General features: G+C 68.5%; 11 protein-coding genes. 8 read left to right on the top strand and 3 right to left on the bottom strand.

What is annotated here, in order from left to right; genetic code table 11:
* Positions 1–21: 21 nt before the first annotated feature.
* Together IT779_RS10755 and IT779_RS10750 are read right to left on the bottom strand one after the other, a co-directional pair.
* Positions 22–1410 carry a lipase family protein gene (locus IT779_RS10755; RefSeq protein WP_196149079.1) on the bottom strand — a complete coding sequence of 463 codons (1389 nt, stop codon included), beginning with the start codon at positions 1408–1410 and terminating at the stop codon, positions 22–24.
* A gap of 685 nt (positions 1411–2095) precedes the next feature.
* Complete coding sequence (locus IT779_RS10750; RefSeq protein WP_196149078.1) at positions 2096–3583, bottom strand: amidase; 1488 nt, start codon at positions 3581–3583, stop codon at positions 2096–2098.
* A 290-nt stretch (positions 3584–3873) separates the two neighbouring features.
* Between IT779_RS10750 and IT779_RS10745 the strand changes: the two genes are divergently transcribed.
* The 8 genes from IT779_RS10745 to IT779_RS10710 all read left to right on the top strand — a co-directional run bounded on the left by IT779_RS10745 (position 3874) and on the right by IT779_RS10710 (position 12445).
* A complete protein-coding gene (locus IT779_RS10745; RefSeq protein WP_196149077.1) occupies positions 3874–4617 on the top strand; it encodes an ABC transporter permease in 744 nt (247 codons plus the stop codon).
* Positions 4618–4721: 104 nt separating this feature from the next.
* Positions 4722–6059: a cytochrome P450 gene (locus IT779_RS10740; RefSeq protein WP_196149076.1), complete on the top strand. Its 1338-nt coding sequence runs from the start codon at positions 4722–4724 to the stop codon at positions 6057–6059.
* A gap of 46 nt (positions 6060–6105) precedes the next feature.
* Complete coding sequence (locus IT779_RS10735; protein ID WP_196149075.1) at positions 6106–6705, top strand: TetR/AcrR family transcriptional regulator; 600 nt, start codon at positions 6106–6108, stop codon at positions 6703–6705.
* A 97-nt stretch (positions 6706–6802) separates the two neighbouring features.
* Positions 6803–7780: an oxygenase MpaB family protein gene (locus IT779_RS10730; RefSeq protein ID WP_196149074.1), complete on the top strand. Its 978-nt coding sequence runs from the start codon at positions 6803–6805 to the stop codon at positions 7778–7780.
* A 162-nt stretch (positions 7781–7942) separates the two neighbouring features.
* Positions 7943–8842 carry an iron uptake transporter permease EfeU gene (gene efeU / locus IT779_RS10725; protein ID WP_196149073.1) on the top strand — a complete coding sequence of 300 codons (900 nt, stop codon included), beginning with the start codon at positions 7943–7945 and terminating at the stop codon, positions 8840–8842.
* An 18-nt stretch (positions 8843–8860) separates the two neighbouring features.
* Positions 8861–9991, top strand: a complete 1131-nt coding sequence (gene efeO, locus IT779_RS10720; protein WP_196149072.1) for an iron uptake system protein EfeO — start codon at positions 8861–8863, stop codon at positions 9989–9991.
* Positions 9975–11258, top strand: coding sequence for an iron uptake transporter deferrochelatase/peroxidase subunit (gene efeB / locus IT779_RS10715; protein ID WP_196149071.1), 1284 nt, complete (start codon positions 9975–9977; stop codon positions 11256–11258). Before efeO ends, efeB begins: the two co-directional genes overlap by 17 nt.
* Positions 11259–11422: 164 nt before the next feature.
* Entirely contained in the window at positions 11423–12445 is a 1023-nt protein-coding gene (locus IT779_RS10710) for an esterase/lipase family protein (RefSeq protein WP_196149070.1), read from the top strand.
* A gap of 68 nt (positions 12446–12513) precedes the next feature.
* Here IT779_RS10710 and IT779_RS10705 read toward each other — a convergent pair whose 3' ends face one another.
* Entirely contained in the window at positions 12514–14763 is a 2250-nt protein-coding gene (locus IT779_RS10705; RefSeq protein WP_196149069.1) for an MMPL family transporter, read from the bottom strand.
* Positions 14764–14858: the final 95 nt, after the last annotated feature.

Below are 14858 nucleotides of genomic sequence, written 5' to 3'. Positions count from 1 at the left end.
CAAGAACAGGTTCTGTTCGAACTAGCGGTGCGCCCCGCATTCGTTGGGCGCGGGTTCGCCGCGCAGGCGGGCGTCGAGCCAGGCGATCGAACCGGGGAATCCGGTGGCCAGGCCGATGATGTGCTCGCCGGGTTCACTGCGGAACACCGCCGTGGCGCCGCTCGCGCATTGGCGTCGGTACAGGTCCTGACTGCCTTCGAAGGGAATCCACAGATCGTGGGCCGCGTGATAGATGTACATCGGCACCGAGGACCTGCGGTCGCCGAGGTCGGTGCGCGCGAGGATCTCCTCAGCGATATCGCTGGTGAGCGGGGCGGAGATGTTGGCGGCGATGTCGAGCGGCAATCCGACCACGCCGAGCGGACCGTCCACCTCGCCGCACGCGTCCTTGATGGGCGAGGACGCCACCCACAGCGCGAGATTATTGGCGTATCCGAGGATTTCGGGATGCTCACGCGCCATCGCGAGCACCACGACCAGCAGGACGCCGGAGGCGAAATTGCCGTTGAACCGGTTCGCGACGACCCGGTTGTTCTCGATGAGCCCCCCGGTGCTCGCGCCGACCAGTACGTCCGCGAGTTCGGGCGCGTACTCGTCGAGCAGCATGGCCGTGGCGTAGGAGGCGATGGCGCCGCCGGAGTAGCCGCCGACCGCGAACCGGCTCTCCCCGAATTCCGCTGCGGGCAGCGACCTTACGGCGCGGATGCCGTCGAGGATCACGTGACCGGCCACATTCGGTTCGGCGTAGGACATGAACGGGCCTTCGTGATCCGGGATCAGCACCGCGTAACCCTGGCTCAGCGCCCACGCCGTGGTCGGCGGCAGTACGTCGGTGATGTTGCTCCGCGACAGGATCCCGTGCGCCAGTGCGTAACTGGGCGTGCACCGCAGGCCGAGGGAGTTGATCGGCAGTGCGTCGATCAGCACCGGACGAGTTCCCGCGCCGGTCCACGGATTCGGCGGGACCACCAATGTCGATGTGCCGTAGGAAGGTTCGCCGTTCGCGGACGTCGACCGGTACTTCAGCAGCCGCGCGTGACCGACCAGGGTCGGAAGCGATTGGGCCGCCGTCGCGGTCACGTCCCGCTGTTCGACGATGTCGCCGGGGGCGAACTCGTCCAACCGTTGCGGCCACGTGTCGAAGATCGGATCACCGGTGGGCGACGGCTGGACCGCACGCCACAACCCGGACAGTTCCGGCGACAGATCCGCCGCCGTCGGCGGCGCGGGCGCCGCGGGGGCGGGCAGTGCGGGGATCACATCGTCTATCCACTGTTGCAGATCCGACGGCGGTGACGGATCCGCCGCGGCGTGCGGCATGCCCGTCAGTAGCAGGCAGCCTGCCGCCGTGGTGACCATCAACCTGCGCAGCGACCGCGCGCGACCGATCCGCGCGTGTCGTTCCTTCATTCCGCATTCCTCCGGTGATCGATGAACAGTCCTCGTGGCCCAGAAACTCCCCCGAAACTGTCTCGTCACTGAATGCGTTGGGGCACCGCATGTTCCGAGCGGCCGACGCCACACTAGTGCGCGTCGGCGCGATAGGCGTCCCCACAGTTGATCTTTATGGACATTCACGGACGATCGCGCGGGCGCTGTGGTTTGACACAACCTTCGTTCACACCGCGTGTCGCGGATGCGCGCCCCGTGGCGCCGATGCGCCGGTCGGAAGCGGCTCGTTTGCGGATGCCACCGTCTGAGAAGGTGGCGGCGTCGCGATCGGGCGTGCGGTCGATCCGCGCCGGATTCTGCTCGCGGCGAAGGTCGCGCCCGAGCCGGGTATCGCGGAATCCGCTGCGGCCGCGAGCTCACGACGCTCCGGAGGAGGCGCGCCGTAGCGCGTCTGCGACGGCCGGAGCTCGGGACGCCGGACAGGCCGTCGTGAACGTCGGGCGGGCGTCACGGACGCGGTGGCGTCACGAATGCGGGCCGGTCCTTACGAATACGGGACGGGCGTTGCGAATGTGGGCCCGGCGTCGTGAATGTCGGCGGGACATCACGGACGCGGGGCGGGCATCGCGAATGCTGAGTGTGCGACGTCGATTACCATCGGTGTCTTGGAAAACCAACTGTTCCGTAGTGGATTTGGAACTGGCTAGCGGATCGGAGCCGGATGCCGGTGCGCCCATGGGCGAGCCTGTTCCAACTGCGCGGCGAGTCGAAGGAGATCGCCTTCGGCCCCGAGCCGCCCGACGAACTGCACGCCCAGTGGCAACCCGGCCTCGGTCCAGTGCAGCGGCACACTGATCGCGGGTCTGCCGGTCAGATTGGCGAGTTGGGTGTAAGGCACCCAGCCGAGGCTGTCGGCGATGAGCTGTTCGAGTATTCCGCTGGCCGCCAGCACTTTTCCGCCGCGCAGTCGGCTGACGATCCGGGACGCGACGCGCAGGTGCCCCGCGGTGGCGGTGGCGCCGACCGGCAGCGGCGGGGTGGCGAGCGTTGGAGTGAGGAAATAGTCGTAACTCTCGTGGAAGGTCGCCAGCGACTGGATGTAGTCGTTGACGTTCCCGAGCGAGGTGAGCAGCGCCCCGACTCCGGCGGCCCGCCCGAGTTCGGCGACCGCGAGGGTGTCGGCCTCGAAGTCGCTGTCGCGCGCACCCGTCCGTCGTTTGATCGCGACGGTGTCGCCGTAGAGGCTCGCGAACCAGATCGTCAGGAAGTCGCGCGCCAACGCCTCGTCGTCGTAGGGCGGTCGGACCTCGTCGACGTGGTGACCGAGTTCGGTGAGCAGCGCCGCGGCGCTCTCGACCGCTGCTATCGCCTCCCGGTCCGGGCGCGCGTTGATCGCCGACGCGTAGGAGTAGCCGATCCGCGCGCGGCCGGGAGCGTCGGTGATCTGCTCGGCGAACGGCCGCGACGGCAGTGCGGCCCGGTAGGCCGCGCGCGGGTTCTCGCCGATGATCGCGTCGTAGAGCGCCGCGCTGTCGCGAACGGTCCGCGACACCACGCCCTGGGTCACCATGCCGAACATCGGTTCGCCGATCTGCGGCCCGTACGGTGTGAGCCCGCGCCCGGCCTTCAGTCCGACCAGCCCGTTGCAGGCGGCCGGTATGCGGATGGACCCGCCACCGTCGTTGGCCCCGGCGGCGGGCACGATGCCCGCGGCCACCGCGGCCCCCGACCCGCCGGACGACCCGCCCGGCGTGTGCGCGATATTCCACGGATTGCGCGTCGGCCCCCAGAAGTCCGGTTCGGTGACGCCCTTCCCGCCGAATTCGGGCGTATTGGTCTTCCCGAAGATCACCAGCCCCGCGTCGAGGAAGCGCCGCACCAGCAGACTGTGCTCGGCGGCGATCTCCCCGGCCAGCGACCGCGACCCCGAGGTGGTCGGGAAGCCCGCGTACTCCTGCTGCAGGTCCTTGATGAGGAACGGAACCCCGGCGAACGGCCCGGCCAGGTCGTCGCGGGCGACCTGCGCGTCGGCGGCCTCGTCGAGCCTGCGCACGATCGCGTTGAGCGTCGGGTCGACGGCATCGGCCCGCCGCCGCGCCAGCGCGAGCAACTCGGCGGGCTTCACTTCGCCCCGCGCCACCGATTCGGCCATGGCGGTGGCGTCCAGCGACATGTACTCGTCGAGCTCCATCGCCGGATCCTATTCCGTACCGCACCTCGAAACGAGCATCTTCGACGCTCGGCGGCGTCGTGATCCGACCTTCGGCTCGACGAATGGCGCGAACGTGTCGTCGGCACATGGTGCGGGCCGCTCCGATTTCGCGGGCACATGCCGGATTCCGTCGAGATATCGCCGCGGCGGGTGTCCGGTGCGGCAGGGTGTCCCACGGTGATTACGTGGTGCGTAGCGACCGCGTCGTCGACCTCGATCCTGGAATCCGAGGTGGGCCGCGGCGCCGATCGAGAAGGGCGTGGGAGCGGATGGATTCTGCGGTTCGGCCGGGAGTCGCGTTGGCGGTGCTGTGTGTCGTCATGGTGGCGGGTGCGGCGCTGCTGTATCGAGTGGCGGGCCTGGGTGCGGCATCGGTGGCGCCGAAGGCGGCGATCAGAGGAGCCGTGCAGCTCGGGCTCGTCGCGTTGGTACTCGCCGCCGCGCTGACGCGGCTGTGGTCGTCCTTGCTCGTACTCGCGGTCATGTTCGTCGCGGCGGTGCTGACTTCGGCGCGGCGGGCGTCGGCCGGATGGTCCTCGGGGTGGTTGGCGATGGCCATCGGCGCCGGTGTCGGTGTGGTGTTGCCGCTGATGTTGTTCAGCGCGGTGGTGCCGCCGACGGGGGTCGCGGTGGTGCCGGTCGGCGGGATCGTGCTCGGCGGGACGATGACGGCGACCTCGTTGGCGGCGCGGCGCGGGCTCGACGCGGTGGAGCAGCGGTGGGGTGAGGTCGAGGCGGCGCTGAGTCTGGGGTTCACCGATCGGGAGGCGCGTCTCGAGGTCGTGCGGCCGACCGCGGGTGACGCGTTGTTGCCCGGTGTCGATCAGACGCGCACGGTCGGTGTGGTGGCATTGCCAGGAGCGTTCGTCGGCGTGTTGCTCGCCAGTGGATCGGCGGCTGAGGCGGCTGCCGTGCAGATGCTGGTATTGATCGGGTTGCTGCTGTCGCAGGCGTGCGCGGTCGCGGTCACCGTCGAGTTGATCGCGCGGTCGATGGTGCACCGGGGCAGGTGATCTCGCCGAGCCGCCGCTTCGGTTTGTGGAACAGTGATACATTATCGATTATTCGTTCCATTCGTGTCGTGGACGCGATGGAACCCGGAGGATGGAGCGCCGCGATGGCCAAGCGGATGTGTGCCGTACCCGAAGGATCAGGACTGAAGCCGATCTACGGCACCGGCGCGCCCGGATTCGTCGACATGGCGATCAGCGCGATCGACCGCAAGGCCGCCACCCGGCGTCGCCGCGAGCGCTTCGGCGACATCACCTACCAGAACTTCTTCGGCCGTACCTGCGTGCTGCCCATGACGCCGGACACCGCGGAACCGGCGATCATGAACCGGGACAAGATCTTCGCGAACGAACCCGCCTGGGACTTCATGATCGGCGTCGCCTTCAAACGCGGCCTGCTGCTCATGGACGGCGAACCGCACCGCAGGCATCGGTTGCTGTTCCAGCAGGCGTTCAGCGCCAACAACCTCAAGGGCTACCTGCAGCGAATGCAGCCGATGGTCGAACGCCGCGTCGAGAACCTGCCCACCGGCGAACTGCGCCTGGCCGACGAATTCAAGGCGATCATTCTCGACCTCGCCCTCGAGGTATTCCTCGGGGTCCGACTGTCGCGCGCCGAGGCCGACCGCGTCAACGCGGCATTCCTGGACTGCCTCGCGGGCACCACCGCGCTGGTCAGGCGCAACCTGCCCGGCGGCGCGTACCGCAGAGCCGCGAAGGGGCGGGCGGTGCTCGAAGCCTTCTTCCGCGAACATCTGCCTGCCAAACGCGGCCGCGAGACCCCCGACCTGTTCTCGATCCTGTGCCATGCCAGCGCCGAGGACGGCGACCGATTCACCGACGAGCAGATCATCGACCACATGATCTTCCTGCTGTTCGCCGCCCACGACACCTCGGCCACCGCGCTGTCGACCATGGCCTACCACCTGGCCAAGAATCCCGAATGGCAGCGCCGCGCGCGAGCCGAATCCCTTTCGCTGTCCGCCGAACTCGGCTACGACACGCTCTCCGAACTGCGCTGCCTCGACCGCGTGCTCAAGGAATCGCTGCGGTTGAACGCGCCGGTGCCGGTACTGTCGCGCGCGGCGCTCGAAGACACCGATCTGGCGGGCTATTACGTGCCGAAAGGGACGCTGATCCTCATCGCCCCCGACGCCGTGCACGAGAACCCCGCGGTCTGGCATGACCCGACGCGCTTCGATCCCGACCGCTTCACCGAGGACCGCGCCGAGGACCGCGCCCACCGATTCGCCTGGTTCCCGTTCGGCGGGGGAGTGCACAAATGCATCGGACTCCACTTCGCGCAGTTGGAGATCAAGACGATGATGCACCACCTGCTGCGCCACAACGAGTGGACGGTGCCGAGCGACTACGAATGGAAGGTCGACCCGCGAACCCTCGGCGACCCCAAACGCGGACTGCCCGCCCGTTTCACCCCGCTGTGACGCCCGATCCGCACCCGCCCCGTGTGCGTTCCGTAGGATTCGGCTGATGGCAGGCACTCGCATGCGCACCGACGCCACCCCCTCGGAACAGGAGCGAGTCCTCGTCGACGCCGCCGCACACGAATTCGCCGATGTCGGCATCCGGCGCGCGAACATGGACCTGGTCGCGCGCCGCGCGGGGGTCAGCCGCAGCACGCTCTACCGCCGTTTCCCCAACAAGGAGGAGCTGCTGACCGCGGTGCTGCGCCAGACCTCCACCTCGATCGGGCGCCGGATCGTCGCGCGCATCGACGGCATGCCACCGACGGACGCGATCGTCGAGGCGTTCCGCGTCGCGGTCGCCGAGGTCGACGCAAGTCCGCTGCTGCGCCGCATCATGACCAGCGATACCGATCTCGCGGGCAGCATCTTCGGATTCCTCGGCCCCGATATGGCGGTGGTCCTCGACACCATCTCGACCGGTGTCGCCGACGCCTTGCGCGCGGCGGGCGCCACCATGCCCGACGGCGACCTGCGCGTCGCCGCCGAACTGCTGGTGCGCCTGTGCACCTCGCTGATCCAGGCGCCCTCGCCGGTCATCGATTTCGCCGACGAGCGAGCCGTGACCGAATTCGGCGAGAAGTTCCTCGCGAAACTGGTCTGGTAGCTGAGTATCTCGCACTGAAACGTTGACACACTATTGTGTATCTGTTTCATCGACTCGTATACTTCGGAGCGACAGCGCATCGAGAAGGGTCGTGGCCATGTCGATCGAGCGAGAGCACGCCGTACCGCCCCCGCAGGCTCGCGATGGCGACGCCAGTCTCGCTGCGCGACAACGAATTCAGCGCCCGGTGCCTCCGGATTCGTTGACCTGGAAGTACTTCGGCGACAGGCGGTCGCTCCTGCTGATCGGCCGCGCCGGAACCACCGAGAACATGTATCCGCAACTCGGCCAAGCGGTTTCGGACCACTCGGTGATCTTCACCGATCTGTTCGCGCGAGTGCGGCGATCTGTTCCGCGCATCATGCGCGTGGTCTACGGCGACGACGGCGCCACTACCGGCGTGCAGATCCGCAATTTCCACAAACCGTTGCGCGGCACCATGGCCGACGGTTCGAAATTCGACGGCCAACCGTACAGCGGACTCGATCCCGAAACCTTCTACTGGGCGCACGCGACCTTTCTCGACGTCCTCTTCCTCACCTGCGAACGATTCATCCGCCCGCTCTCCGACGACGAGAAGGAACAACTGTTCCAGGAATCGCGGGACTGGTACAGCCTCTACGGCATGGACGCCACCGGCACGCCCGCCACCTATCGCGAGTTCGAGGAATACTGGCGGCGGGTGGTCGCCGAGGATCTGGTCGGGCACACGAAGGTCGCGCGCTACACCGTCGGCTACATCACCAAGGGCATCAGCCGTGCCGTACCCCGCCCCCGCGCCGTCCCGAAACCCCTCTGGACGAAAATCTTCGCCCCCGCCCTCGACACCGTCGCCGCATTCCTCGGCGCGGGCGGACTCGACCCCGCCCTGCGCGACCGACTCGGCATCCCGTGGACCGACCGCAAGGACCGCCGCTACCGCCGATTCTGCGCCGCCGTCCGCGCGATCGGCCCCGCCTGGGAACGACTGGCCCCCCTCACCTGGCGCTACGACCCGGCCGCGGTGGCCGGATTCCAGCGCGAGGGCGTCGACCCGCGTCGGATCCGACCGAGGAAAGCGCTCCCGACGACATAGGCGAACCGGACGCCGCCCGGCGCGTCGCCGCGTGACAGGGCCGACAGTCACCGAATCCCGAGACATTCGCATCGATGGCGAGGTCTTTTTTCCGCCGATCGTATGTCAGACTAGGTTTGCCTTACCGAAGCTGGTGTAGGCGTAGTCGGCTCGGGAGTGGATGTGACTGATCGTGTGTTCGCCTCCGATGCGCCGTCGGTGGCCGCCCAGTTGTTCGGCAGCGGCCTGATCGGCGTGCGGGAGGGCCTCGAAACCGGGATCGTGGTGATGATCCTGGTCGCCTTCCTGGTGAAATCGCAGCGTCAGGACGCGTTGAAGTGGGTCGCGGCGGGGGTCGGCGGCGCGCTGGCAATGGTGGCCGCGGTCTTCGTCGCCATTCACTACGGCACCTCGACGGTCACCGGAGTGGCGGCGGAATTGATCGCGGGCCTGGCCTCGCTGGCAGCCGTGGTGATCGTCACGTGGATGGTGCTGTGGATGCGCGCGGCCGCGCGGTCGATCTCGGGGGAGTTGCGAGCAGGCTTGACCCACGCGCTCAGCGTCGGCCCGGCGGCGGTGGTGACGCTGGCATTCCTGGCGGTCGGTCGCGAAGGGGTCGAGACCGCGCTGCTGATGGTGGGTTACGCGGAGAACGCCTCGGGCAGTCAATGGCCGCTGGTCGGCCTGCTGGTCGGGATCGCGGTGGCGGCCGTGCTGACGGTGGCGATGTATTTCGGTGCGGTGCGCGTCGATCTCGCGGTCTTCTTCCGGTACACCGGCATCCTGTTGATCGTGGTCGCGGCGGGCATCCTCGCCTACGGCGTGCGCGCCTTGCAGACCGCGGACTGGTTGCCGGGGCTGTCGCGGCACGCGTTCGACATCTCGTCGTGGTTCTCGATGTCGAGCTGGTACGGCACCGTCGCGCAGGGCATCTTCAATTTTCGGGCGGACCCCACGATTCTCCAGGTGATCGCGTGGACGGTCTATCTCGTGGCGGTGCTCGCATTGTTCCTGCGACCGACGCCTGCCGTGACCCGAGGCGGGGGACAAGCTCCGACAACGACCGCGGCCTCGCCGTCGTGAACGAAAGGTTCGATCTTCGTGCGTTTTTCCATACTTCCCGTCGCGGTGGCGGTGACGGTGCCTTTGGCGCTCGTGGCGTGTACGAGCAAATCCGATTCGGCGGCCGGTGAGATCGCGGTGACCACCGACGATTCCCAGTGCGTGGTGGCGAACACGTCGGCCGAAACCGGGACGGTGACATTCTCGATCACCAACAACGGCACGAAGGTCACCGAGTTCTACGTCTACGGCGCCGGCGACCGGGTGATCGGTGAGGTGGAGAACATCGGTCCCGGTCTCACCCGCAAGCTGATCGTGTCGGTTTCCGATCCGGGCACGTACCAGACCGCGTGCAAACCGGGCATGGTCGGCGACGGCATCCGCCACGATTTCACCGTCACCGGTCAGGCGGTGGCGCGCGACCAGTCGGGCAAGCTGGCCGAGGCGGCCACCGGATACCGGCGCTATATCGTCAGCCAGGTCGCGGCATTGCAGGAGACCGCGAAATCGTTCGTCGCGGCGATCGAGTCCGGAGACGTGGAGTCCGCGAAGAAGCAGTATCCGCTGACCCGCACCTATTACGAACGCATCGAGCCGGTGGCCGAGAGCTTCCCCGACGATCTCGATCCGCGCTTGGACCTGCGCGAAGCCGATCTCGCCCCCGGTGACCGGTGGACGGGATTCCATCGGTTGGAAAAGGATCTGTGGGCACAGGGTCTACAACCCGACACCAACCGCATCGCCGATCAATTGCTCGCCGACATCGCGGAATTGGCGGCGGGCGTCGGCGCGGCGGACTACGAGGTGGACCCGGTCCAGGTCGCGGGCGGCGCGCAGACGCTGCTCGACGAGATCGCGCGCACGAAGATCACCGGCGAAGAAGACACCTTCTCGCACACCGACCTGTGGGATTTCCAGGCCAATGTCGACGGTTCGCAGGCCGCGATCGCCAGCGTGCGCCCGATCGTGGACGAACGTCGCGCCGAACTCGGCGCCCAGATCGATCGCCGATTCGCCGAACTCGACGGTGAACTCGCGAAGTACCGGCAGGGTGACGGCCACATCGGGTACGACAAGGTCACCGAGGAGCAGCGGGGTGCGCTGTCGCGTCGAATCGACGCGCTCTCGGCCGTAGTGAGTCAGGTGCAGGGCGTTGTCGCGGGATCGTAGCGAGGATGACCGTTCGGTCCTCGGCGGGATCTCCCGGCGCGGACTGATCGGCTCGGCCGGGGTCGGCGTCGTCGCCGCGGGCGCGGGCGTGCTGGCCGGTCGGGTCACCGCGCACGCGGCATCGGCGCAGCCGGAGACCGTGCCCTTCCGCGGCGCCCACCAGGCGGGCATCACGACCGCGGTGCAGGACCGGCTGCATTTCGCGGCGTTCGACGTGCACACCGACTCTCGCGCCGAACTGGTCGACCTGCTGCGGACCTGGACGCTGATGGCGGAGCGGATGACCACCGGCGGCGAGGCCGTCGCCGACGGCGCGGTGGGCGCGGGCGCCTACAACCCGCCCACCGATACCGGTGAGGCGCTCGACCTTTCGCCGTCGCGCTTGACGCTGACCATCGGATTCGGCCCTTCGCTGTTCACCACAGCCGACGGGCGCGACCGGTTCGGCATCGCCGCCCGCAGACCCGCGGCGTTGGCCGACCTGCCGAAGTTCACCGGCGACGCCCTCGACCCCGCGCGCGGCGGCGGCGACATCGCCATCCAGGCGTGCGCCGACGATCCGCAGGTCGCGGTGCACGCGGTCCGCAATCTCGCGCGGGTCGGGTTCGGCGCGGTGTCGGTGCGGTGGTCCCAGCTCGGATTCGGGCGCACCTCGTCGACCTCGACGAGTCAGGTGACACCGCGCAATCTGCTCGGCTTCAAGGACGGCACCCGCAATATCAAGGCCGAGGACCACGCGGCGGTCGAGAAATTCGTGTGGGCCGATCCGGCCGACGGCCAGGCGTGGATGGGCGGCGGTTCCTATCTGGTGACCCGCCGCATCCGCATGTTGGTCGAACCGTGGGACCGCACGAGCCTGCACGAGCAGCAACGCGTCATCGGCCGCGCCAAGGGCAGCGGCGCTCCTTTGGGTGGCGCCGACGAATTCGACGACCTCGACCTGCAATCGGCCGGACCTTCGGGTCCGCTGGTCGACCGCGACGCGCATGTGCGGCTCGCCTCGCGCGAGGAGTTGGGCGGCATCCAGATCCTGCGGCGCGGCTACAACTTCACCGACGGCTCCGACGGGTTCGGACACCTCGACGCCGGATTGTTCTTCATCGCCTATTGCCGCGACCCGCGCGCCCAATTCGTGCCGATGCAGGACGCTCTGGCGCGCAACGACGCGCTCAACGAATACATCAAACACGTCGGCTCCGCGGTCTTCGCCTGCCCGCCGGGACTCGGCGCCGACGACTACTGGGGATCGGGGCTGTTCGCCGAATAATTCCGTGCGGCGCGGAAAAGCCGCACAGCGCCGTTCCGGCAAGCGGCTTTTTCTCGTGCGCGCATTTGTATCCAGCAACGCGTTTGCCTACCGACGGTGTGATTGTTCCCGAATGGTCCCCGAAGTCGTCGACCTACGACGCCGGGTGACACATAGTCCTCAGCATGAAAGATCCGAGAAAGACACGGGTGCGGCGGTCGGGAGTGGCGGCGTTGGCCGTCGCGGCCGCGCTGGTTCAAGGAGGGATGTCGGCGACAGCGCAAGCCGATCCGGCGCCCGCGACTCCTTTGCCCGTGCCGCAGAACTTCATCATCGACGCCGTCCTCGGCGCGCTGCAGGGCGGCGGCGCGAGCCCGCCCGGCACGAACAACTGGGGATGCCGTCCTTCGGCCGAGCATCCCGAGCCGGTGGTGTTGGTGCACGGCCTGATGGCCAACCGGGTCGACAACTGGCAGACCTACGGCCCGCTGCTGGCCAACAACGGCTACTGCGTGTTCGCGCTCACCTACGGCAGCGCCGACGGCGACCCGAACGGGAACATCGGCGGTCTCACCTCGATGCAGACCAGTTCGAAGACCCTCGACGCGTTCGTGGACCGGGTTCGCCAGGCGACGGGCGCGCCGAAGGTCGCCATCGTCGGCCACTCCGAGGGCGCGACCATGCCCTACTGGTATCTCAAGCGCGACGGCGGGGCGAGCAAGGTCTCGAAGATGATCGGGCTCTCGCCCGCGGTGCACGGCATCGGCGGCGAAGAGCTGGCCAACACCGGGTCGAGCACCGGTTCCGCGGACGTGCCCGCACCGTTCCAGTTCTCCGCCACCTCGGACTTCATCCGCCAACTCAACGAGGGCGGCATCACCGTTCCCGGTGTCGCCTACACCCAGATCGTCACCCGCTACGACGAGGTGATCGTTCCTTACACCTCGGGCATCGTCAACGAGCCCGGCGCGGTCAACCATGTGGTCCAGGACTACTGCCCGCAGGACTACGCCGACCACCTCTCCATCAATTCCGATCCCGGCGCCGCGAGCCTGGTCCTCAACGCACTCGACCCGGCGCACGCCGAGCCGGTGCAGTGCGCCCTCGTCCTGCCCGCGATCGGCGTCGTCGGCGGTTCGGGTTCAGCCTCCGGCTCGGGCGGTTCGGGCTCCGCTTCCGGGTCGGCGGGCACCGGATCCGGCGGATAGCCGTTTCGGTGGTGCTCCGGCGGCCCGCCCGCTTTCCGCTCCGGGAAGGTGGGCGGGCCGCTCGCGTGTCAGCGGCCCGCGGTCACCGGGTCGGCGACGCTCTCGCTCGGCGCGTCCAGGCGACGCGCCAGTCCACTGCCCTCGATATCGAAGGGCGGCACGAGAGCGCCGAGTCGCTTCGGCAGGAACCACATGCGTTCGCCGACGATCAGCATGAGCGCCGGGACGATGAGCATGCGGACGAGGAAAGCGTCGGCGAGTACGCCGACGGCGAGGGCGAAACCGATGGTCTTCAAGATGACGTCGTCGGTGAGGGCGAATCCGGCGAAGACGCCGACCATGATGATCGCGGCCGCAACGACCACGCGGGCGCTGTGCGTGAACCCGTCGAGCACGGCACGGCGCGCGGGAGTGCCGTGCGCATACGCCTCCCGCATCCGGCTCACCAGGAAAACCTCGTAGTCCATGGCGAGTCCGAACAGGATGCCGGTGAGCAGGATCGGCAGGATGAACAGCACCGGACTCGTCGTGTCGAGGCCGAGAAGCTGCTGCGCCCAACCCCATTGGAAGACCGCGACGGTGGCGCCGAGGGAAACGCCGACCGAGAGCAGGAAGCCGAGGGCGGCCTTGATCGGCACCCAGATCGAGCGGAACACCCCGACCAGCAGGAAGATCGCGAGTCCGACCACGACCGCGAGGTAGAGCGGGAACACCTGCGCGAGCTTGGTCGAGATGTCGACGCCGACGGCGGTCTGCCCGGTGACCATGGCGTGCGCCCCGGTGCGGGCGGGCAGGTCGGCGGCGGTGGCGCGGATCTCGGCGACGAGATCCTTGGTCGCCTGATCCGAAGGGCCGGAGCCGGGGATCACGGTGATGGTGGCGAAACGCACGGCCGCGAGCTGCTGGGCGAGGCCCTGCCTGGCTTGCGGGCTGTCGTTCGCGGCCGCGGGCAGCACGGCGGCGATATCGGAACCCGGTCGGGCGGCGAGGTTTCGCAGATCGGCGGTGACCGTGTCGACGGCGGCGACGGGATCGGCGGACCCCGCGGTGTCGACCACGACGACGAGCGGACCGTTGGCGCCCGCGCCGAAGTTCTCGGCGATCATCTCGTAGGCGACGCGCGCATCGCTGCCCGCGGGTTTGCTCGCATCGTCGGGCAGCGCGAGCTGCATGGACGCGATCGGGATCGAGGCGACGGCCGCGACGAGAACGCCCGCGACCAGAGCGACCCACCGGTGCCGCGACACGAATTCGATCCAACGGCGGCCGTGGGTGCGCACCCCGGCGCCCGGCTGTCCCGACGTGGCGCGAGTGCGGCCACGCACGACCTTCTCGCCCGCGAAGCCGAGTAGTGCGGGCAGCAGGGTGAGCGAGATCAGCACGGCGATGCCGACGGTGAACGCGCCGCCGAGGCCCATCTGCGTGAGGAATCCGATGCCGCAGATGGCGAGTCCGATCAGCGCGATGATCACGGTGAGGCCGGCGAACACCACCGCCGAGCCCGCGGTGCCGACCGCGCGACCCGCCGCCTCCTCCAGCGTGCGGCCCGCGCGGACCTCGGCGCGGTAGCGCGACATGATGAACAGCGCGTAGTCGATGCCGACGGCCAAACCGAGCATGGTGCCCAATGCCGGTGTGACGGAACTGAGTTCGACGAAACCGGTGAGGGTGGTGATGGAGACCAGCCCGATGCCGACCCCGACGATGGCGGTCAGCAGCGGCATGCCCGCCGCGAGCAGGGATCCGAAGGTGAAGGCCAGCACGATCAAGGCGATGCCGATGCCGAACACCTCGGCGATCGGGGTCTCGGTCTCGGTCAGCGCGTCGCCGCCGATGGCGACGTTCACGCCCGCGGCTTCGGCGGCGTGCGCGGCGTCCTCCAGCGCGCCGCGGTCCGCGTCGGTCAGTTCGTTGGCGACCTCGCGGTAGGTGATGGTCGCGTAGCCGACGTGCCCGTCCGGCGACAGGGCGCCCGCGGTGTACGGATCGGCGACCGTCTGGATGTTGTCGGTCCGCAGTCGGTTCAGCGCGGCGGTGACGGTGTCGCGGTAGCCGGGCTCGGTCAGCGAACGGCCCTCGGGGGCTTCGAACACCACCCTCGCGGTCGCGCCGTCGGGGGATGCCTGCGGGGCGCGCTGTTCGATCAGCGCGAAAGCCCGGGTGGACTCGATGCCGGACAGTTCGAACTTGTCGCTCGTCTTACCCGACAGCGTGGCCGCGCCGAGCCCCGCAACGGCGAGTACGAGCAGCCAGCAGGCCGCGACCGCCCTGCGGTGGACGAACGACCATCGGCCGAGCCGGAACAGCTGCCATGCCATAGTTCTTCCTCCCGAAGGTGCGGATAAGCGGACCCGACAGTCCGGATATTCGCGAGTGTAGGGTCGGGTGCGCCGATAAGCCCTCTTCAGAAGGC

The organism is Nocardia bovistercoris, assembly GCF_015674855.1.
Lineage (GTDB): Bacteria > Actinomycetota > Actinomycetes > Mycobacteriales > Mycobacteriaceae > Nocardia > Nocardia bovistercoris.
Note: the sequence above shows the minus strand (reverse complement) of the source record. Positions and strands in the feature narration are given on the sequence as shown.